Genomic DNA, 19800 nt, shown 5'->3' on the forward strand with positions numbered 1-19800 from the left:
AATTAGAATTTTGATGGGGAGGGTTTTATGACTTACAGTGTGGGTGCTTCTGTGAGGCTTTTGAGGCTTTGCATGGGAGCTAGTTTGGCGATCGCGCTGGTAGGGTGCGAAACTCTAACCACCAACCAATATGAAGCGACGGCTCGTACTATTTATACGTGGCAAGTGGAATATTCCACCAACCCAGGTCGTGATCAAGCAACTCGTACCGAAGCCTTCGCGACGACTTCTCTACTCAATCGCAACGGCAATCGGCCCGAAGGCGCAGTGACAGGACCAGATGACCGGGGTTTGTGGTGGCCTGCTTTACCGCCTCGGCCAACTGTAGATGAAATGGAGCGGCGGCAACGCACCTACGAAAAAATTAGTACTCCCCAGATCCTCAAAACTGTGGAGTATAAAATTACTTATCAGAGTGGGGATCGCTCAACCACCGCCTCCACTAACTATGACGTGTACCGAACCATCGTCAAGGCATTGCCAAACAACACACCCCTAGAGCTGACCCTGGGTGTAGATGAGCGATCGGTTACCAAGGTAGAACCTCGGTAGCGGCAAACCTCAGTAGCGACAAAAAAAGTAGCGAGCTGAAGCCAACTCCCTACTAGATTGCAATTCAGAGGCTAAATGAATAGTGAATATAGGCTATTTTTTGTCCTTTTTGCCTTTTTTCTCCTTCACTTTGGTGCTTGACTTGTATTCATAATCGCTGGTGCTGGTAACGCTGCCTTCGCTGACCCCTACCGCCTTGTAGTTCAGGATCAGATTGCTAGCTTCGTATGTTGAGACATTAGTATCGCTCACATCGATTACTTGTACGACTTGACCCGGAGGTGCAGTAATTGCAGAAGCTAAGTTGGAACTGAAGACCTGTACAGTACGGTTGACGACCGCAAAGCTGCCATTCGTAAAAGAGTTGGTGTAAGCGCAGTTTTGGGGTGGGGTGGGGAGACCCGCAATCTGGAAACTGCTGGTGTTGATCGTCTGAGAACTGCTGAGGAAAGTCACTCGCTGCTCGCTGTAGCTAGCGCCTGTCACCTGCGTAAAGTAATCGTAGGTGTTGGTTCTAGCGTCAATCAGGCCATCCTGGTTGGCATCAATTCCGTAAATAGTTCGTACTACACCATATTGGCTGGGTTGGTCGGGCAGAATCAGGGTGATGGCAGCGTTATCCGACAGCAGATCGCACTCGGTGTAACCGATAAGCTGATTTTGTTGGTTGAACAGGCGGATCACGACGCGATCGCCTTCGTTCAAGCCTCGGATGAATTTCGCCTTAGATTTCAGCTTGTACTTGCCGTCTTTTTCTTTAATCTTGCCTTTCAACTTGTAGCGAAAATCTCCGATCAAGCGCTCTGCTAAGTAGGTATTAGAACGCTTGGCCTTGAGCGAGACGCGAGCGGTGACGTAGGAAAGCGTACCTTGCGGTTGCAAAATCGTTAAACCAAAGTGACCCCGGTGAGCATCCAACTTCTTGGCAATCTGCACGGTTTGGCTAAGCTGCATATCAGATGCTACAGCCGTTTCTGTGTTGTCAGTGCTGGTTTGGGTAAAAGCGATGGCTTGTTGAGCGCTGTAGTTGCCCAAAATCATCGTTGAAGCGATCGCTACAACTGAAGCTCGCTGCCAGAGTGGACGACTCGGCTTGGAAGTACCATGCACAGTATTCTTCATAGGTCGATGAAAGTAGGTGAAAGAGCACGGACTCGTAAAGTTTTACGCTTGACTCTTAAAAGTCGCTCGTATTTCCACCCACTTGACTGCTGAGCAAATTCGGAGGTTCCTAAACTCGAGAAATATGTTTTAACGGTAAAAAATTCTTTTACCGCTTGACTCTGGCACTCACAAAGAGCTATGGCGCTAAGCGAGCTTTCTTCAATCGGTTGGTTTCGTACCACTCCGCGATCGCCGGAACCCAAGCCTGGAAGTGAGGCCAAATGAGCTCACAGAGCTTTTGAGCTTCTAGTTGGGCATCTGCTTTCCACCTGAGGTCGATCAGATGCATCAGCGATCGCACGTTGGCGGACATTACCCAATGCTGCCGCACATCAAAGGGAATTAGGCTGCGGGCATGTTCCTCAGAGAAACCTTGGTCAATGCGGAGTTTGTAGCGTTCGCAACCTGCAAAACACCACTCCAAATCTTGCTTTCTCAGTTCTTCGGTGTATTCGTAGCGCTTACCTTGGCGATCGGTGTAAAAGCCTAGGGGACGTAGATAGAAGACATCTTCAACATCTCGCTTTCCCTCCACGACATCAATAATGCGCTGACCTGTATAACGGAAGGATTGAACATCAAAAGAGACGCCCACGCGATGAGTACGAATTTGCTGCATGGTGGAGTGAGGGAACCAGCCGCAGTTGAGGATAATTTGCGGATGCTCTAGGGGGCCGTAGTGGCCCCGATTTCCGGCTAGTAAGTTTTTGGTGATTAGCTCGCCACACTTAGCTTCATCAGGCCAGTGATCGCGCTCTGCGTAAACCCAGGCTTCGCTGTAGTCCTGGTGCATGGCTAAATAAATCGCCTGTTGAGGATTTGAGGTTGCCCTCAGGACTTCAACCTGGAATCTCTGCATGTCCGCCCATCTCTAAAAATCACGGGAACTGATCATACTGCTTTTCTGACTGCCTGATCGCCCCTTGGTTTCGCCAAGAAGTTGGTAAGAATGCAATATTGCGGTTGAATTCAGCGAAAATTGAATCATTCCTGGCAGACTGGCTGCCGAAACAATTTCTTCAGCTTGGAAGGTCAATGACAATCACAATTTCGCTCAAGCCCGAACATTTCAACAGCCTAGATGTATCGCCCGTGCAAACTGTGATTGAGAAACTCATTCGAGAGGGAGCGATCGCGGCTACAGAACAGCAAATCACCTTTGAAATTGAATATCCGCGTGAGCCTGAAGACCCTAGAGAGTTGCCCGAAATCCCTGAGATTCGGCTGTGGTTTGTGCGGCTTGATGCCGCTTATCCTTGGTTACCTTTTTTGCTCGATTGGAAGGCGGGAGAACTGGCTCGTTACACTGCCATGCTAGTGCCCCACCAGTTTCATCGCGTTGAAGGCATCCAATACAACCCAGAGGCTTTGGAGTTGTTTGTGATGAAGAAGGTATTTACCTTGGCGGATTGGCTGAAGCAGTATGGCATCCCCAGCAAAGCCCGCGTCAAATCAATGGCTCAGATGTTTGGTTATGAGCTGGATGACGAATTTTTTAATTTAGTGGCTGTGTAGCTAACTGTTTAAGAATCCATTCAGCAGCAGCAGGGAGATCGGCGGCAATGTAATCAGGGCGGGTGTGATGTTGGTACTCACCACCCAGAACGCGATCGCCAAAACCAGTCTGGACGAGAATGCCCGTACAGCCAGCATTATGGGCCATATCAATGTCTGTCGCTTTATCTCCGACCATGAAACTACGGCTGATGTCGAGGTTATGCTCCCATGCTGCCGCAATCAGCATGCCTGTATTGGGCTTACGCCAGGTGCTCCAGCTCGCTAAATCTGGATTTATCCCACCTTCTGGGGGGCTTAAGGTAGGGCAAAAATATAGCGCATCTAAATGGGCCTGTGCTTCTTGCTGCAAGAGAGCGCAGAGCCGCTGGTGCAAAGCCTCGACATGGCTAATGGGATAGTAGTTGCGGGCTGGCCCCGATTGATTGGACACCAAGCAGCAAAATAAGCCTTGGTCATTCAACCGCCGCACTGCTTCAGCTGCACCTGGGACCAAATGCAAATCTTCAACGTTGTGAATGTAGCCAGCCTCAATATTCAGAACCCCATCACGGTCCAAAAAAACCGCAGCCCTGCCTCCTGCCCCTTCATCCCACCCTGCGGGAACGCCAAAGGCGTACATCCTGCCTCTAACTGCCCCAAACTTTCTTGAGGACCGTTTCTGGCGTGATGTCTGCCATCTTGCCAGTAGGAGATTTGATGCCCACGAAGCGAGTTTCTCTCGAACCGTTGGTTTGAGGGAGGAGTTTGTCAGGGTTGGTAGGCCCAAACAACGCTAGCGTAAAGGTTTTGACCGCAACCGCGAGATGCATCGGGGCGCTGTCGGTGCAGAGCATCAAGTTAGCCGCCGCAATCATGGCTGCCAGTTTGCCAATATCACTCGGTTTGGTCACTTTTACATCTGAGGCTGCTGCCTGTAGCTCAGTGACAAACTCCGCATCATCTGGCCCTTGCACCACCACAATAGGGAGATTGGGTTGCCGTTTTCGGAAATCTTGAATAATCTTTTGCCAGTTTTGCACCGGGTAAATTTTATCAATACCTTTAGCTTTAGACAGTTTGCTGGATCCACCGTGAATCAGGACATAACCACTTTCCTGAATACCTAAGCGCTTTTGCTCCGCTTCGGCCCACTCAATATCTTTTTTAGGAACATTAATGGTGATTTCGGAAGATGCCCCGGAGATGTTAAGACCTTGCAAGAGGTCATGGTACATCTGAGCGGCATACTGCTCTTGCTTCAGCGGCACTGGGTTAGTTAAGAAACGAGCCCCACCAGCTGCGTAGCCAACCCGCGTGGGAATGCCAGTGAGCCAAAGCAACAGCCCGATCGCCCAACGCTGACCGAGTGACAAGGCAATATCGTACTCGCGATCGCGGATGATACCGAGCAGGTTGCCCCAGTCTGCCAAACTATTGTTTTGTTTGAAATCAAAAGGAATGATGTCGTGAACAGACTTACAGACTCTGTAAGCATCTTTGGCGCGGGGTTCCACGACAATATCAATTTGGGCATCGGGGTATGCCCGTTTTAGGTCATCAAGGGTCGGGAAGAACAGAAGTTGATCGCCGATCCCGCCAGGGACAAGGGCCAGTACTCGCATTATTAGAAGAGTTTAAGTTGACTGACGCTCCCTATTTTAGGTGAAGATATACCTAGCAAAACAATCATTCCTAACTAGTCAGTCTTGTGTACTTATTAATTCCAGCCGCCGGAATGGGTCGTCGCATGGGTAGCGATCGCAATAAATTGCTCCTGACCCTCCTAGAAAAACCTTTGCTCGCTTGGACCTTGCGGGCGGCGGAAGCGTCTCGTCACATCCAATGGATTGGCATTATGGGCCAGCCAGAAGATTGGCCTGACTTCAAAGAAATTATTGCTAGCGTCTCCCTCACCAAGCCTGTAGAGCTGATTCAAGGTGGATCGACTCGTCAGGAATCGGTTTACAACGGTCTGCAAGCACTCCCGCCTGCAGCCGATCGTGTGCTGATTCATGATGGTGCCCGCTGTTTAGCAACTCCAGAATTGCTCGATCGCTGTGCTGAAGCCTTGTTCGAGTGTTCCGGGCTGATTGCCGCCATCCCCGTCAAAGACACAATCAAAGTTGTAGAGCCAGAAACCCCTTGGATCAACAGCACCCCCGATCGCCAATTTTTGTGGGCCGCTCAAACGCCACAAGGCTTTGACGTAAGCCAGCTAAAGCAATGTCACGAAGCAGGGCGATCGCAAGGTTGGGAAGTCACCGATGATGCCGCCTTGTTTGAAAAGTGCAACCTGCCTGTGCGGATTGTGCCCGGAGAAGAAACCAACTTGAAAGTGACTACTCCAGTAGATTTGGCGATCGCAGAGTTCATTCTGCGCCAACGCTTAAGCTCCTCAACTCCGACTTAAAATTTATTGCTGCTTTACTTCCAGAAAGCCAAGTTCCTAAAATAACGCCAGCTTAAGGAATAGGGACGCTGTTATGAGTAAAAGATTAGCAGGTAAAGTGGCTGTGGTGACGGGTGGCTCTAAAGGTTTGGGGCAAGCCTTTGCCAAGCGACTGGCGGAAGATGGAGCTGATGTCGCGATCGCCGCCACCTCACTCGCCACCGAGACCGAAGACATCGTGAAAGCGATAGGCCAGAAGGCGATCGCGCAAATTTGTGACGTTACTGATCCTGAATCTGTCGCTGAGTTTGCAGCGGTAGTGCAAGCGCAACTGGGAAAATGTGACATTCTGGTCAACAACGCAGGCATTTATCCCTTTCATGCTTTTGATGAGATGAGCTTTGAAGATTGGCGCAAAGTGCTAGCTGTAAGCTTGGATGGCACATTCCTCATGTGCAAAGCCTTTATTCCAGGCATGAAAGAGCGTCAGTTTGGCCGCATTATTAACCTCACTTCCACCGCTAATTGGCTAGTGATTCCCAACCTGGCTCACTACAACGCCGCCAAAATGGGTGTGATCGGCTTAACCAGAGCCTTAGCCACCGAAATGGGAGAATTTGGCATTACCGTCAACGCAGTTGCTCCAGGCTTAGTCCGCACAGGCACCACAGAAGCAGGACCACAACTGCATATGTTTGACCCGATCGCCCAGATGCAAGCCATCAAACGAACTGCTGTCCCCGACGAGATCGTTGGTGCTGTCTCATTTCTCGCCTGCCAGGATGCCGCCTTGATCACCGGACAAACCCTAGCGATCGATGGTGGCTTAGTGCGGTTGTGAATTTAAGGATGAAAGGTGAGGAGTGAGAGGAGAGAGAAGTCAGAGAAAAAAGACTCGAAACACTCACCGTCAGCTTCGTTTGGAGGGGGTCTGGGGGACGCAACCGTCCCTCAGCGGGAGTTTGAGGGCAGGTGCCCTCAAGGGATCGGATTTACCAAATTGAGCTTTTCTCAAAATCCAAGCGATCGCTAACAGACATGCTAGAACTGACTGGACGACCTAGCTGTGCAATTGACTCATGCGCCTCCTGAATAAACTGATTGGTCTGGCTCTAGTTTTAGTTGGTGTCTACTTCCTGGGCCAAAACATCATTTTCACCACCCGGATATCACCTTATTGGTGGCGAGACATTCCAGCCGCAGGTTCAGTAATTTCCATAGCCAGCGGTATCGGTATATTAGTTTTGGGAAGTCGCAGTATTCGCCAGACAGGATGGTTGTTCGTGGGTCTAGGAATTCTCCTAGTATTTATGAGCGGCGGAGTAGTGTTGCGGCCTACCAGCCTGTGGACACTATTTTTATGCTTGCTCTGTTTAGGTGGGGGTTCTAAATTAATCACCACAGGCCGAATTTAGCGATCGCCCCACTCAAGCTCCAGTCACAGTTGAGTCAGCAGTAGAAGTAGGCATCACCCAAGACTCACTCGGCAAAAACTTAATCGGAGTCCCCGCAATCATCGCTTCGATTTCACCCTTAATCACCTCATCCGCCAAAAAATTAGCCGTGAGTAAAAACTTGAGAATCTGGAAGGATTGCGTGTTGGTTTGAAAATAGCCACCATGCACATCCAGCTTTTTGATGCCAAACAAAAATAGCGTTGTGTTGATCAGGTCAATCAGCAGACCATTAAACCGATTCAGCGAAAAAGCTACCGCATTCACGCCACCCGTTCCTTGGTCACCCCGCATCTCCGAGCAATCTAGATAATTGAACTTGCGGAACAGCTCATAAGACGAAGTTGGTTGTACCGCTCGCTCCGAATGAACCATGATGCGGATGTAAGGACGGTACTGGATACTACCGCTGACCCGAATCGGCTTCAGGTACAGATTGCCCAACCGCATCCCCGCCATCTGAATACTCGGCTCACTAAACCAATTGCTCACCGTAGACAGATAACGCAGCACAATATCGCGATCGCTCGACATCAAATAAATTCGTCGACAGCGCCGCATCGCCGATCGCACATAGTTGTTGCGGCCCTCTCGCATAAATTCCAAGGGAATATCTGGTGAGGCCAAAATCAACGTGTCTAAGCGCAGATGCTCGCCAATGCTGTCAGCTTCTTCTCCCACTGGGCTGCTGGGGTCAGGCAGTAAGCTACCTTGGTCATCCTTGCCAAAGCGATCGGACAAAATTCGCAGCACAGTGACCACCAAAAGCCCACCCATGCTGTGGCCGATGAGATTGAGGCTGAGCTGGCGACCGCTTGTGGTTGGTGCATTTGTCTCTATTGCCTGAGGCGAATCAGAGGTTGAACGCTTGGCGAGATTGCTTAAGGCTCGGTCCAACCGCCAGAAAAACTCAGCTAAATCTGGCGCGCCATAGTGAATCGCTCGATAGCGATCGCGCAGATAGACCACAACCCGCAGCAGCAGAAACACAATCGTCCACAGCAGAAATATCGTGGGTACAATCCAGTACCACTGCACCGCCAAATCGACGGTGTCCACAAAATCGGTCCACTCCCAGACTTGAGCAACGCCAGGTAGCAACCCCAGCAACTTCAGTACTGGAATGCCGAACAGCTTCAAAAAAATGTAGAGCAGCGTGCCAAAAATTCCCGCAATCCCGCTCACCACAAATAAAAACTTGAAAACAATGCCGAGATGGCTGCGGTAGTCAGCCCACAAACCAGGACTAGTCACAGGCTGCTCACTCGGCCATTGGTAGCCGATGTAAAAGTGGTCGTCCTGTAGCGTTCGGGCGTGGGTCGCGGGGTCAGGACGGTTTAGCTCGTCGGCTTCATTGGTAAACGATTCGTAAAAACCTGAAGCAGGGCTGGAATAGCCATGAGTTCTAAGGCTAAGCCGCTTAGCATCACGCTCCTGAACGATCCGAGCGAATTCATCGACGTTGAACAGAGGCCGAAATCGGTGTGAAGGAGGCAGTTGGCGATCGACCTCTAGCGAAACCGGAGCGGTACTCGTCACCAAAAAAGTATTGGGATGCTCAAGATCGGCGTAAACCTCAAAGTTGCGGCTAATTGCTTGAGAAAACTGGCGCAACTTCCAACAGTTGAGCGTTTCCGTCACAAACTCAACATTCACTTTGCGATGAAAGTCAGGATACTTCTCTGGGCTGCATAAGCTCTGCAAAACTTCGGCGATCGCTGCTTCCGAGCCTAACCCCGCATAAGTTGGTAAGGGCTCTGCTGTCGTGACTAGCGGATGGGGAGGCGTGGGATAAGCCAGCTGAACAATTCGCGCTTTAGTCCACCAGTCAGAAAATGGGGCCGCATTGCGCGTAATGAATTCTAGCCAACGACAATCATTCTGAATGGTTTCAGCAGATTTTCCTTCCCACGAGAACGGTAGACTGTCGAAAAAGCGCCGAGTAACCATAAGCAATTTCAAACTGAGGATCAGTAAACAGGTCGAAGGTCAATAAATCCGAGTGAATTGGCAAATTCTAAACTTCGGACTTGACTTAACACCTGAAAATAACTAATCCTTCATAGTTCTCAATTCCGGTTAGGGCTGTTGAGCTTGATTTTGAGATTCAGCATCTTGACGAGTAAAAGCTAAATGTGATTTAGATTCGCCAGTTGTCAAGCTGACCCAACCCAATCCTTCACTGGTGCCTACCCACACTTTATTTCCCGTGTCAGGAGAGAGGGCCAAAATTTCATCAGAAGGCAAGTTAGGGATTTGACCCGCGATCGCTCCGTTGTAAGGATTGACCCGCACCAAGCCCTTAGTGGTGCCAACCCAAAGACTCCCCACTTTGTCGAACTGTACCGATATGACATTGCGACCCCGGAGCTGAGTCACCGATCGCAGTACTTGGCCAGTCCTAGGGTCAACTTCGAGCAGCGCATTGGGAGTGCCAGCCCACAAAGTCCCTCTAGGACCAAGCGTCAAGGCTTGAACCGTGGTTCCGGGCACATCCGGTTGTTGTCTGAGGATAAAGCCATTGGCAGTATTGATCTGCACCAATCCCTCTAAAGTGCCCACCCACAGTTGCCCTTGCGGGTCGAGGCTTAAAGCATTGGCACTCACCCCTGGCAAATCTTTCACGGTGGTCATCAGCAGCCCTTGATCGGGGCTAATCAGTGCCAAACCGCGATCGGTCCCTACCCACAGATAGCCCCGGCGATCGGTTAGCAGCGACAAGACTCGGTTAGAGGGCAAAGAGAAATTTTGGGCGGTCGTTTCATTGCTTCGAGGGTCAACGCGCAATAGACCTGTATAAGTTCCTACCCAAATCCGCCCCACTTTGTCTTGCGCCAAGGCTCCAATGGTGTAGTTTGGCAGTTTAATTCGCGCCAAAATGTTGCCTGTATTGGGGTTAATCCGGGCTAAACCCTGCCAAGACCCCACCCACAAACTGCCTGTAGAGCCTGGCTGTAAGGCAGTCACCCGGAAATCTGCTCCCAGGGTTTCAGTTTCTTGTGATTGACGATCGCTAGGTAGCGGCCTCACGCGGAGGGGTGGCGCTTCTCTGGGGTAAACGGGCGCGCTACCTCCAACTGCTGATTGAGCCAAGGTACGGCTAGCTAGCCCGTTAAATTGACTAATTACCCCCGGCAAACCTAGCCATAGCAATGTGGCACCAAAAATCACACCAATATGAGTTCGCAAAGCTGCCATGACAAAGCTCCTACCGTGGGAAGTAAGCAGTGAAATAATAGACGTCAAATGAGAGGCTCTCAACCCAGTAAGTGTATGAGTTTTAGAGCGCGATCGCGCCTTAATTATCTAGGAATAGAGAATTTCGACCCACCCTACTATAAGCCTTAGGGACAGCCGAGTTGAGTCCCTAGAGCTAGAACAGTTGAGGCTGAATAGCATCTTGTGCATCAGCATACCCCGCTAGTTCCTGAATCAGTCAGGAATTCGGCAAAAAATGTTCCGAATTTAGAGCGATCGCCAGCTACTAGATGCAAATAAATTCAGAGTTAAAAATTGCTTGGCCGTGAAAAAAACATAGGCTTGATCAGTGGGCGATCGTAAGTCCCCCTACTTTGAATACGACTTGATGAATTTATCTAATATTTCCCTGAGATTCTTGATCCCTAATTTATTTTCGATTGAACTCTACATGCATAAGATGGCAATTTTTCAAATGAACTTAATTTAAGAAAACGACGAATTTATGCGGTTCTACTCCCGTTTGAATTGAGATCCATCAAGAAAAATATGTAACTTTTACTTTTAAGATCTTTCTATAAGTAAAAAATATAAGTGAGTAAAGAATGTTTAAGGTTTAGCTTATTGAATTCCTGATATATTTTGTTTGAGCTTACCGATGGGCACAGAGTGAACCAGGTAAAAGGTGGGGTCGCACCAGCTTAGTGAAGCTTTGGCAATGTCAAGTTCATAGGCAAAGGTACCTACGCACAGTATTCAGACTCGGTTAGAGAAGTATCTTTATAGTCTCAATTTGGTCTGGATGCACTCAGTTAATCGATGTAAGTTGAGTGATTCCTAGGAAGGGAAAGTATGTCATATTCGCAAAGTAAGACTCAGACAAAAACTGGGTATCAGGCTGGTGTTAAAGATTATCGCCTGACCTATTACACCCCAGACTACACACCCAAAGATACAGACGTGTTGGCTGCTTTCCGGGTAACTCCTCAGCCTGGCGTTCCTCCCGAAGAAGCTGGCGCTGCTGTAGCTGCTGAGTCTTCCACAGGTACTTGGACCACTGTATGGACCGACTTGCTGACCGACCTCGATCGCTACAAGGGTCGTTGCTACGATATCGAGCCCGTTCCTGGTGAAGACAACCAGTACTTCTGCTACGTCGCTTACCCTCTCGACCTGTTCGAAGAAGGTTCTGTGACCAACATGTTGACCTCGATTGTAGGTAACGTGTTTGGTTTCAAAGCACTCCGGGCTCTGCGTCTTGAAGACATGCGGATTCCTGTTGCTTACTTGAAGACCTTCCAAGGTCCTCCCCACGGGATTCAAGTTGAGCGCGACAAACTGAACAAGTACGGTCGTCCTCTGTTGGGTTGCACCATCAAGCCTAAGCTTGGTTTGTCTGCTAAGAACTATGGTCGTGCCGTTTACGAATGTCTGCGTGGTGGTCTCGACTTCACCAAAGACGACGAAAACATCAACTCTCAGCCTTTCATGCGCTGGCGCGATCGCTTCCTGTTCGTTCAAGAAGCAATTGAAAAAGCTCAAGCTGAGACTGGCGAGATCAAGGGTCACTACCTCAACGTGACTGCTCCTACCTGTGAGCAAATGATGCAGCGGGCTGAATTCGCCAAAGAAATTGGCACCCCCATCATCATGCACGACTACCTCACCGGTGGTTTCACTGCAAACACCACCCTGGCTCGTTGGTGCCGTGATAATGGAGTCCTGCTCCATATTCACCGGGCTATGCACGCGGTTATCGACCGTCAGAAGAACCACGGTATTCACTTCCGCGTTTTGGCGAAGTGCTTACGGATGTCCGGTGGTGACCACCTGCACTCCGGTACCGTTGTAGGTAAGCTCGAAGGTGAAAAAGCGATCACCATGGGCTTCGTTGACTTGATGCGTGAGAACTACGTGGAGCAAGACCGCTCTCGTGGTATTTTCTTCACCCAAGATTGGGCTTCCATGCCTGGTGTAATGCCTGTGGCTTCTGGTGGTATCCATATTTGGCACATGCCAGCGCTGGTAGAAATCTTTGGTGATGACTCCTGCTTGCAGTTCGGTGGTGGTACCCTCGGTCACCCCTGGGGTAACGCACCTGGTGCAACCGCTAACCGCGTGGCTTTGGAAGCTTGTATCCAAGCTCGTAACGAAGGTCGCAACTTGATGCGTGAAGGCGGCGACGTCATCCGTGAAGCTTGCAAGTGGAGCCCTGAATTGGCGACCGCCTGCGAACTCTGGAAAGAAATCAAGTTCGAATTCGAGGCAATGGACACTCTCTAAGGCTGAAGGAAATACAAAGGATGAAGGCAAACTTCATCCTTCATCCCTCATCCTTCATCTGTTTCCATTGGCTGGGGTCGTTGCATGGATATCAAAAGAATTGCCAAAGATACAACGAAGGTGCTAGTTAGCTACCTGACTTACCAGGCAATGCGAACAGTCCTAGCTCAATTAAGTGAAACGAATCCGCCATTAGCCCTTTGGTTGCATCGCTTCTCTGGTCAAGGCACCATCCAAGACGGAGAACTATACCTCAAAGCGCTCCTGAAAGAAAATCAGGAACTGGCATTTCGCATCATGACCGTAAGAGAGCATCTAGCGGAGTCAGTAACCGAATTTCTACCCGAAATGGCGCGTGCTGACATTAAGCAGGCCAACGTTGAGCACCGGCGTCAACAGCTGGAGCGAATGAGCCAGCTCACCACGACCGATGTTTCCCCCCAGCCTGAACCTGTCCAAGATTCTGAATCTAATCTGGATAACCTCCCGGGTTAGCAGTGAGATTTAGTCCCCGTAAACGTAAGAAATAGCAACAGGACCCATGAGAACTCTACCCAAAGAGCGTCGTTACGAAACCTTATCCTATCTTCCCCCTCTGTCTGACGCTCAAATCACCAGACAACTCCAGTACATCCTCGACCAAGGCTACATTCCTGCTGTAGAGTTCAGCGAAGATTCTGATCCTGAGCAGCACTACTGGACTTTGTGGAAGTTGCCTCTGTTTGGTGCATCTAGCACTCAAGAAGTTCTCAGTGAAGTACGCGCTTGCCGCTCTGAGTACTCTGGTTCCTACATCCGTGTTGTGGGTTTCGACAACATCAAGCAGTGCCAAGTGTTGAGCTTTATCGTTCACAAGCCCAACACCAACCGCTACTAAGCTTGTATCTACCAAGTAAGCCAGGACATTTGTCGACCTGTGCTTAATATCAACCTAGTGCAATCACTCTCCTAGGTGAAAGTCTGGAGGGGTAGAAGACTCTACCTCTCCTTATTTTTTGGATTATTTAAGATTCTTTGCGCCATTTAGCGATTGCGTTTGTCAGAAAAACTTAACATTAGTTTTAGGCCCAGCAGTTTACCTCCCCCAACGTCATGAGCTACTACATCTCGCCTCGCTTCCTGGATAAGCTAGCTGTTCATATCACAAAAAACTTTCTCGATTTACCCAACGTCCGAGTTCCGTTGCTCTTAGGCATCCACGGTCGTAAAGGTGAAGGGAAATCTTTTCAGTGCGAGTTAGTTTTCGAGCGCCTGGGGGTCGAAGTTGTCCATATGTCGGCGGGCGAGTTAGAGAGTCCAGATGCGGGAGATCCGGCTCGCCTAATCCGCCTAAGGTACCGAGAAGCTGCCGAGTTGGTGCGGACGCGAGGCAAAATGACCGTGCTGATGATCAACGACTTAGACGCTGGAGCTGGGCGACTTGATCAAGGGACGCAGTACACCGTAAACACCCAGTTGGTGAACGGCACCTTAATGAATATTGCCGACAACCCTACCAACGTCCAACTCCCTGGCAGTTACGACTCGACCCCATTGCACCGTGTGCCGATCATTATCACAGGAAATGACTTGTCAACTTTATACGCCCCCCTGATCCGGGACGGGCGGATGGATAAGTTCTATTGGGAGCCGAATCGGGACGACAAAATTGGCATTGTTGGTGGCATTTTTGAAGCGGATGCGATTCAGCAGCAAAACATTGAACAGCTTGTCGATCACTTTATCAATCAGTCTGTCGATTTCTTTGGAGCGCTTCGGTCTCGGCTCTACGATGAACAGGTGCTGAACTTCATTAAAGATATCGGGTACGATCGCGTCTCCCTCAGGGTGGTTAATAGCGGTGATCGCCCCCCCGAATTCCACAGACCTGACTTTAGCTTGCCGCATCTAATTGAAGTCGGTGAATTTATGGTGCAAGAGCAGCAACGGGTGCAGCAAATGCGCTTGTCAGAAGAATACAATCGCAACTTGCGGCTAGGATTCCATCGGACCAATGAAGAGGAATCTCGCCCGGCTCCCCAACCTCGACCTGAACAGCCAATCGCTCCTCCTCAGCCTGCCAATGGCAACCGTTCCAAAAGCGTGAACCAGGAATCTAACCAGCGTCCCCAGCCTACAGCTCAGCAGACCCACTCTACTAGCACCAAGTTAAATGTTGAGGCGGCGGACCAAGTCCAGCAAATTTTGGCTCAAGGCTACCGCTTGGGCATTGAATTTGTGGATGAGCGTCGCTTCCGTACTAACTCCTGGCAATCCTACGCTGCGATTCAAGGCCATGAGTCAGAAGCGATCACAGCGTTAGAAGCCTGCTTAGCAGAGCATAGTAATGACTACGTTCGGGTGGTGGGCATTGATCCCAAAGCCAAGCGCCGCATGATGGAAACGGTAGTTCAACGCCCAAATGGCAAATCGAGTTAATAATTTGAGTTGCTAGATAGAAAAATTGACGTAACTCGGGCTATAATAAGGATCGACTCGGACCCACGCGGCCATAACGCCCAAATCTTGTCAGGACCGGAAGGTAGCAGCAATACGGGATGCTTATAGCAGGCGTGGTCTCCGGGTCTCCTTTGTTTTAAGGGGTACTTACAAACTGCCAGGGGCGATCGCTACATATTACGCTTACCTGAGCTTATAGAGTTTTTCATTTAACAAGCTAAGCTAGCAAGCCAGGCCGTATAGCTATGGGCAGTGATTTCGATTTCTGCTTATCCTAGAAGCATCTGCTTCCAGAGTCTGGATGCTAGAAGTGAAATATAGCAAAACTTCTGGCATGGCTCACTACAATTAAACTCTTAAACTGCTAAGGAGCTGTGGTTGATATGGCTGGATTTGGTGATCTTGTCCAAAAAGCGTTTTACCTAGGAGTCGGACTGGCCTCCTATGCAGGCGAGAAAGCAGGCGGCAAGCTAGGGGAACTACGGGTACAAGCCCAAAAACTAGCAGATGAACTCGTGGCTAAGGGCGAGATGAGCACAGAAGAAGCCCGTCGATTTGTTGACGATATGGTGAATCGAGCCCAGCAACCTGGAGCAACTCCCGCTCCAGAGCCAACAAGCTCGGAACCGCGACGGATCGAAATTCTCTCAGATGATGAAGAGCCAACTAAGGCTGAAACGCAAAATGTAGACAATTTGCGCCAGCAAGTGATGGATTTGCAAGAGGAACTACGGCGCCTAGAGCGAGAGTAGTTGCTGTGTGTAAACAGAATGCTACGGAGTCATCTATCTAAGTTATGATTTTTGATCAGTCTCCCTCACCAATTGTTAAAGCTGAAGTTGGTAGATGGGGGTTTCATCCAGTATGTTGGCGCTGACTAGAGACAAGCTCGGCGCAGTCCCCGCTCTCGCTTGCAGACAAGCAACAAATTTATGGAAGATTGGTCAAAAGATTTCTTTACTAGCTTCGAATTAGTAGCTGATGAAGTAGAGCTGTTTTTTTTAGAGGTAAAGCGAGATATTGATGATGCGATTGATATCTTTGCCAAGCTCTCAGAGGAAATCGTAGAACAAGTACAAGGCACGATTTTTACTGAAGTTGACCAGCGACTTGATGAGCTGACCAGCTCGTTCCTAGAGCTATATTTTGGGTTGGAGAGTTCCGACATAGAATCGATGGAACCTTTGTTCTACAACGTAGAGCCAATTGTCACTAAACATCCTGCTTGCATGGGATGTAGCCACTATCACGGGCAAATTTACGGTGGTAATCCTCTAGTCTGTGGCATGCACCCCTACGGAGTAGAGACAGAGAAGTGCTCTGATTGGGAATCGTTCTAGGGGTTCGCTTATACCTACAGCTAAACTCTCAGCGGGACAATAAAGGGAAAAAGTGACCTACAGGGCCTTGTCCTTTCCCGATATCCAGAGCGTGAGTCAAGGCTGTAGTGACGTAATCTTTAGCCATCTTGGTAGCAGACAGTAAATCTTTGCCGTCTGCTAGATTAGCGGCGATCGCGGCTGAGAGAGTGCAGCCAGTGCCGTGGGTGTTTTTTGTGTCAACACTAGAAGTGGTCAAAGTTTCTAGATGCTGGCCATCAAACCAGACATCAACCCCTCGCAGTTCGCCAGCCATGCCCCCGCCTTTGACCAATACTGCTTTAGCTCCTAGCTGATAAATCCGTTGAGCCGCTGCTTGCATGTCATCGAGTGTGGCGATTGTCAGACCGCTTAAAAGTTGAGCCTCGTAGCGATTGGGGGTGACGATCGCAGCTTGGGGAATTAAGGCATCTCTTAAGGTGGCGATCGCCGAGTCATCGATCAACTGTGCTCCAGTCCGAGACACCATGACTGGATCGACGACCAAATTCTGCAGTCGCAAAAGCTGCACCTGCTGTGCCACCGCTGCGATAATTTCTTGGTTCAGCAGCATCCCCGTCTTAGTCGCTTGCACCCTGATGTCTTGCACCACCGCTTCTATCTGAGCCACGACAGCCGCAGCAGGCAACGCATCAACGCGATTGACTCCTAAAGTATTTTGGGCCGTGATACAAGTGAGCGCACTAGTGCCATGCACTTGATGAAAGGCAAAAGTGCGTAAGTCAGCCTGAATTCCTGCCCCACCACCGCTATCAGAACCCGCGATCGTCAGTGCCACAGGAATCCGTGAATTCCCTGTCAGGGTCATATTAAATCAATCCAAAGTGACGAACTGAAATATCACTGCCTAAGGGCACTCAACTCTTGAGCGAGTCTTTAACGGGTTGGGGGTCTCTCTCTTCTTCTTTGAAGAAACTCAGGAATGTCTGGTTCACCAGGTCTATTTCTCGGCTCGTTGACTGGCGTTTGAGGAGCTTGAGGCGTAATCGGAGGGGTGACACCTCGGCGCAGTGGCGCGACTCTAGCGGGTTGAGCTGCGGGTTGAGCCTCACCCGTAAAACCTGTGGCAATGACCGTGATCCGAATTTCTCCCTGCATGCGCTCGTCGATGACTGCCCCAAAGATGATATTGGCATTGGGATCAACGACTTCATAGATGATTTCGGCAGCAGCATTAACTTCATGTAGTGTTAAGTCGGTGCCACCTGTGATATTGAAGACAACCCCTTTAGCGCCATCAATAGAGGATTCCAGAAGAGGTGATGAAATAGCTGCCATCGCGGCTTCTCTCGCCCGTGACTTGCCAGAACCAATGCCGATGCCCATTAAGGCAGAGCCTGCATCAGCCATCACGGCTCGCACGTCTGCAAAATCCACGTTAACCAAACCAGGGATGGTAATGATGTCAGAAATCCCCTGCACCCCTTGGCGCAAAATATCATCAGCGACTCGGAACGCTTCTTGAACCGGAGTCTGCTCGGAGATCACCGACAGTAGTTTGTCGTTGGGAATAACAATCAGGGTGTCTACTCGGCTCTGTAGCGCTGCGATGCCCTCATCGGCTTGGCTGGTGCGCCGTCGGCCTTCAAAGGTAAACGGACGAGTTACGACTCCCACCGTTAAAGCGCCAACTTCCTTAGCAATCTCGGCCACAATCGGAGCTGCACCAGTCCCAGTGCCACCGCCCATGCCAGCGGTGATGAACACTAAGTCAGAGTTTTCTAGGGCCGCCGCAATTTCATCGCGCGACTCTTCCGCTGCCTTCTGCCCGATCGCTGGATTACCGCCTGCACCTAGACCACGAGTTAATTTTTGGCCAACTTGTAAATGCTTGGGGGCCATCGCTTGAGCCAAAGCTTGAGCATCCGTATTAACGGACCAAAACTCAACTCCTGATACGTCGCTGGCAATCATGCGATTGACTGCGTTGCCACCCCCTCCACCAACGCCAATTACTTTGATTTTGGCAACACTACTGGGGACAATCCCCTCCATCCGAGATTCTTCTAGCACAACTTTTGCGTCGCGAGATTGATTAAACCGAACTGTAGAGTTGCTAAACGGGTTTTTGGCAGTATCTGCCACTGAGAAAGAGGATTGCTCTTCTGCGTGGGAGCCTTCGGTGATAGAGCCCAATTTACTATTAGATGTACTATTAGATGTCATTGGATCGGGGATGGCTTATAAACAACTTTTTAATTCTGGGCAGCGCTGGGCAACTCTAGTTAACTATAGGGTAAGTCGATTGAAAAACCAATGATAGCATTAGGCTCCCACCCATCTTTAATCTGATTTGATCTGACTGATCAGCAGCATTCCTAAAGATAGTTATCGCTGACTTATTACCTACAGGTGGCAAGCTCAATCAGTGCTATCCGTATTAGATTTTACCGAGTTATTGGCCTTCTGCATTTGAATTGAGGGAGCATCTGGATTTTGTAGATCGACATAAGCAACTTGCTTGGGATTCAGCTTGTCTGAGAGTTTTCGTAGCTGATCCATCGCTTGGATTTGCTCAGCAAATCTAGAACTATAAGAGCCGAAATGAAAGATTCCTAACTCAGTTTTAAGGACTATATTGCTTGGGTCACGCCAATCAATTTCTGTGACTTTCACAGGGCTTTGGCTAACTGCTTGATACAGCTCAGCCCACTGCGATCGCTTCTGTTCTTGATAGCCAACAATTTTGAGGGTTGGCAACTGGAACGATTGATCAAAGGAAGTATAGCTCTCAATGGGAATCCAGACACCATTCGCATCCAGAAATCCCACATTTGAGAGACCTGCTGCTGGTTTTGTCTCTTTGTCTTTAATAGCTTCAGCGTTAGGGAGATCGGAGATCATGGCGACGGGATAGCGTTCTTTGACCTGCACAATCAGTCTGGGGGGGAATAGCTGACGTGCTACAGTGGCATCCTCGATCGGCGCTTTTGATTCTAACTGGGCTGCGATCGCTTGAGGTTCGAGTTGCAGCAACGATTGAGGATAAGCCATTGGCAATAAAGACTGGATGGCTTGAGACGAGAGAAACCGATTACCTGCGATCGCCACTTGTTCGGGTTGGCGAATCACCCAACCTGGCAAGGTGATCACCCAAGCGAGCCCTCCCGCTAGACCGCTGACTGCTATGGTGCGCCAACTGGTTTGCAAGGCTTTCAAGCGTCGTTCTTGGCGGAGCTTCTGGCGTCTTTGCGCGAGTTCGTTTTGAGAGACTGATGAAATACTAGTCATCGGTACCTCTCAATTCGCAAAAGGAAGAGTATGGGGGGAAGAGGGGAGATGCATAAGTTTGTGAGTGCAGCGAGGAACGGGCAATTGGGCAATTGGGTGAAGAGCAGACTGGTTACCAAACCATCAACTGAATTAACGAGGAATTGACTGTGTTTGCAACCAACCCTGTAGAAGTTTAATCGCTACTGGCTTAATTTGCGATCGCTAGAGCCAA

At 49.7% G+C, this 19800-nt stretch carries 20 protein-coding genes and 1 other RNA gene; 12 read left to right on the forward strand and 9 right to left on the reverse strand.

The annotated features are described in order from the left end of the window. Positions 1–27 precede the first annotated feature (27 nt). Positions 28–552 (forward strand): hypothetical protein, encoded by a 525-nt coding sequence (locus H6F90_RS21250; protein ID WP_242024566.1) that lies wholly within the window; start codon positions 28–30, stop codon positions 550–552. Between the two features lie 93 nt (positions 553–645). On the opposite strand, the gene H6F90_RS21255 is transcribed toward H6F90_RS21250, so the two are convergent. Both H6F90_RS21255 and thyX read right to left on the reverse strand, forming a co-directional pair. Next, entirely contained in the window at positions 646–1674 is a 1029-nt protein-coding gene (locus tag H6F90_RS21255) for a hypothetical protein (RefSeq protein ID WP_190554193.1), read from the reverse strand. A 178-nt stretch (positions 1675–1852) separates the two neighbouring features. Then, the gene (gene thyX, locus H6F90_RS21260; protein WP_190554194.1) at positions 1853–2575 is read right to left on the reverse strand and encodes an FAD-dependent thymidylate synthase; all 723 of its coding nucleotides are present in this window, start codon (positions 2573–2575) and stop codon (positions 1853–1855) included. A 176-nt stretch (positions 2576–2751) separates the two neighbouring features. On the opposite strand from thyX, the gene H6F90_RS21265 reads away from it, so the two are divergent. Continuing rightward, a complete protein-coding gene (locus tag H6F90_RS21265; RefSeq protein WP_190554195.1) occupies positions 2752–3231 on the forward strand; it encodes a CRR6 family NdhI maturation factor in 480 nt (159 codons plus the stop codon). Here H6F90_RS21265 and H6F90_RS21270 read toward each other — a convergent pair. Then, the gene (locus tag H6F90_RS21270) at positions 3212–3853 is read right to left on the reverse strand and encodes an HAD-IIIA family hydrolase (protein WP_190554196.1); all 642 of its coding nucleotides are present in this window, start codon (positions 3851–3853) and stop codon (positions 3212–3214) included. The two genes, H6F90_RS21265 and H6F90_RS21270, sit on opposite strands and share 20 nt — an antisense overlap. Before the next feature lie 7 nt (positions 3854–3860). Continuing rightward, entirely contained in the window at positions 3861–4835 is a 975-nt protein-coding gene (locus tag H6F90_RS21275; protein WP_190554197.1) for a glycosyltransferase family 9 protein, read from the reverse strand. An 86-nt stretch (positions 4836–4921) separates the two neighbouring features. On the opposite strand from H6F90_RS21275, the gene ispD reads away from it, so the two are divergent. The 3 genes from ispD (at position 4922) to H6F90_RS21290 (ending at position 7017) form a co-directional block, all read left to right on the forward strand. After that, a complete protein-coding gene (gene ispD, locus H6F90_RS21280; RefSeq protein WP_190554198.1) occupies positions 4922–5623 on the forward strand; it encodes a 2-C-methyl-D-erythritol 4-phosphate cytidylyltransferase in 702 nt (233 codons plus the stop codon). Between the two features lie 73 nt (positions 5624–5696). Further along, entirely contained in the window at positions 5697–6443 is a 747-nt protein-coding gene (locus H6F90_RS21285; protein WP_190554199.1) for an SDR family NAD(P)-dependent oxidoreductase, read from the forward strand. A gap of 238 nt (positions 6444–6681) precedes the next feature. After that, complete coding sequence (locus tag H6F90_RS21290) at positions 6682–7017, forward strand: hypothetical protein (RefSeq protein ID WP_190431583.1); 336 nt, start codon at positions 6682–6684, stop codon at positions 7015–7017. A gap of 12 nt (positions 7018–7029) precedes the next feature. On the opposite strand, the gene H6F90_RS21295 is transcribed toward H6F90_RS21290, so the two are convergent. After that, on the reverse strand, positions 7030–9006 hold the full coding sequence (locus H6F90_RS21295) for an alpha/beta hydrolase (protein ID WP_190554200.1): 1977 nt from the start codon (positions 9004–9006) through the stop codon (positions 7030–7032). Between the two features lie 129 nt (positions 9007–9135). Beyond that, on the reverse strand, positions 9136–10254 hold the full coding sequence (locus H6F90_RS21300; protein WP_190554201.1) for a two-component regulator propeller domain-containing protein: 1119 nt from the start codon (positions 10252–10254) through the stop codon (positions 9136–9138). A gap of 852 nt (positions 10255–11106) precedes the next feature. Here H6F90_RS21300 and H6F90_RS21305 point away from each other — a divergent pair. The 7 genes from H6F90_RS21305 to H6F90_RS21335 all read left to right on the forward strand — a co-directional run bounded on the left by H6F90_RS21305 (position 11107) and on the right by H6F90_RS21335 (position 16316). Next, complete coding sequence (locus tag H6F90_RS21305; RefSeq protein ID WP_190431588.1) at positions 11107–12537, forward strand: form I ribulose bisphosphate carboxylase large subunit; 1431 nt, start codon at positions 11107–11109, stop codon at positions 12535–12537. A gap of 84 nt (positions 12538–12621) precedes the next feature. Next, positions 12622–13032 (forward strand): chaperonin family protein RbcX, encoded by a 411-nt coding sequence (locus H6F90_RS21310; protein ID WP_190554202.1) that lies wholly within the window; start codon positions 12622–12624, stop codon positions 13030–13032. Between the two features lie 46 nt (positions 13033–13078). Beyond that, positions 13079–13414 (forward strand): ribulose bisphosphate carboxylase small subunit, encoded by a 336-nt coding sequence (locus tag H6F90_RS21315; RefSeq protein WP_190554203.1) that lies wholly within the window; start codon positions 13079–13081, stop codon positions 13412–13414. 215 nt (positions 13415–13629) lie between these two features. After that, on the forward strand, positions 13630–14955 hold the full coding sequence (locus H6F90_RS21320) for a ribulose bisphosphate carboxylase small subunit (protein ID WP_190554204.1): 1326 nt from the start codon (positions 13630–13632) through the stop codon (positions 14953–14955). A gap of 54 nt (positions 14956–15009) precedes the next feature. Further along, an RNA gene (gene ffs, locus H6F90_RS21325) (signal recognition particle sRNA small type) lies at positions 15010–15106 on the forward strand. 253 nt (positions 15107–15359) lie between these two features. Continuing rightward, positions 15360–15728 (forward strand): phasin family protein, encoded by a 369-nt coding sequence (locus tag H6F90_RS21330; RefSeq protein ID WP_190431595.1) that lies wholly within the window; start codon positions 15360–15362, stop codon positions 15726–15728. 180 nt (positions 15729–15908) lie between these two features. Further along, positions 15909–16316, forward strand: a complete 408-nt coding sequence (locus H6F90_RS21335; RefSeq protein ID WP_190554205.1) for a hypothetical protein — start codon at positions 15909–15911, stop codon at positions 16314–16316. 28 nt (positions 16317–16344) lie between these two features. Here the strand turns inward: H6F90_RS21335 and thiD are convergent, their stop codons facing one another. The 3 genes from thiD to H6F90_RS21350 all read right to left on the reverse strand — a co-directional run bounded on the left by thiD (position 16345) and on the right by H6F90_RS21350 (position 19586). Beyond that, positions 16345–17163: a bifunctional hydroxymethylpyrimidine kinase/phosphomethylpyrimidine kinase gene (thiD, locus tag H6F90_RS21340; RefSeq protein ID WP_190554206.1), complete on the reverse strand. Its 819-nt coding sequence runs from the start codon at positions 17161–17163 to the stop codon at positions 16345–16347. 68 nt (positions 17164–17231) lie between these two features. Next, entirely contained in the window at positions 17232–18350 is a 1119-nt protein-coding gene (gene ftsZ / locus H6F90_RS21345; protein ID WP_199296090.1) for a cell division protein FtsZ, read from the reverse strand. 366 nt (positions 18351–18716) lie between these two features. Beyond that, complete coding sequence (locus H6F90_RS21350) at positions 18717–19586, reverse strand: cell division protein FtsQ/DivIB (RefSeq protein WP_190554208.1); 870 nt, start codon at positions 19584–19586, stop codon at positions 18717–18719. Between the last annotated feature and the right edge of the window lie 214 nt (positions 19587–19800).

Source organism: Trichocoleus sp. FACHB-591 (assembly GCF_014695845.1).
GTDB lineage: Bacteria > Cyanobacteriota > Cyanobacteriia > FACHB-46 > FACHB-46 > Trichocoleus.

Excerpts from the sequence above, each read along its gene's own strand:
- H6F90_RS21250 (WP_242024566.1), top strand. The coding sequence starts at position 28 with ATGACTTACAGTGTGGGTGCTTCTGTGAGGCTTTTGAGGCTTTGCATG.
- H6F90_RS21255 (WP_190554193.1), bottom strand. The coding sequence starts at position 1,674 with ATGAAGAATACTGTGCATGGTACTTCCAAGCCGAGTCGTCCACTCTGG.
- thyX (WP_190554194.1), bottom strand. The coding sequence starts at position 2,575 with ATGCAGAGATTCCAGGTTGAAGTCCTGAGGGCAACCTCAAATCCTCAA.
- H6F90_RS21265 (WP_190554195.1), top strand. The coding sequence starts at position 2,752 with ATGACAATCACAATTTCGCTCAAGCCCGAACATTTCAACAGCCTAGAT.
- H6F90_RS21270 (WP_190554196.1), bottom strand. The coding sequence starts at position 3,853 with ATGTACGCCTTTGGCGTTCCCGCAGGGTGGGATGAAGGGGCAGGAGGC.
- H6F90_RS21275 (WP_190554197.1), bottom strand. The coding sequence starts at position 4,835 with ATGCGAGTACTGGCCCTTGTCCCTGGCGGGATCGGCGATCAACTTCTG.
- H6F90_RS21285 (WP_190554199.1), top strand. The coding sequence starts at position 5,697 with ATGAGTAAAAGATTAGCAGGTAAAGTGGCTGTGGTGACGGGTGGCTCT.
- H6F90_RS21290 (WP_190431583.1), top strand. The coding sequence starts at position 6,682 with ATGCGCCTCCTGAATAAACTGATTGGTCTGGCTCTAGTTTTAGTTGGT.
- H6F90_RS21295 (WP_190554200.1), bottom strand. The coding sequence starts at position 9,006 with ATGGTTACTCGGCGCTTTTTCGACAGTCTACCGTTCTCGTGGGAAGGA.
- H6F90_RS21300 (WP_190554201.1), bottom strand. The coding sequence starts at position 10,254 with ATGGCAGCTTTGCGAACTCATATTGGTGTGATTTTTGGTGCCACATTG.
- H6F90_RS21305 (WP_190431588.1), top strand. The coding sequence starts at position 11,107 with ATGTCATATTCGCAAAGTAAGACTCAGACAAAAACTGGGTATCAGGCT.
- H6F90_RS21310 (WP_190554202.1), top strand. The coding sequence starts at position 12,622 with ATGGATATCAAAAGAATTGCCAAAGATACAACGAAGGTGCTAGTTAGC.
- H6F90_RS21315 (WP_190554203.1), top strand. The coding sequence starts at position 13,079 with ATGAGAACTCTACCCAAAGAGCGTCGTTACGAAACCTTATCCTATCTT.
- H6F90_RS21320 (WP_190554204.1), top strand. The coding sequence starts at position 13,630 with ATGAGCTACTACATCTCGCCTCGCTTCCTGGATAAGCTAGCTGTTCAT.
- H6F90_RS21330 (WP_190431595.1), top strand. The coding sequence starts at position 15,360 with ATGGCTGGATTTGGTGATCTTGTCCAAAAAGCGTTTTACCTAGGAGTC.
- H6F90_RS21335 (WP_190554205.1), top strand. The coding sequence starts at position 15,909 with ATGGAAGATTGGTCAAAAGATTTCTTTACTAGCTTCGAATTAGTAGCT.
- thiD (WP_190554206.1), bottom strand. The coding sequence starts at position 17,163 with ATGACCCTGACAGGGAATTCACGGATTCCTGTGGCACTGACGATCGCG.
- ftsZ (WP_199296090.1), bottom strand. The coding sequence starts at position 18,350 with ATGGAGGGGATTGTCCCCAGTAGTGTTGCCAAAATCAAAGTAATTGGC.
- H6F90_RS21350 (WP_190554208.1), bottom strand. The coding sequence starts at position 19,586 with ATGACTAGTATTTCATCAGTCTCTCAAAACGAACTCGCGCAAAGACGC.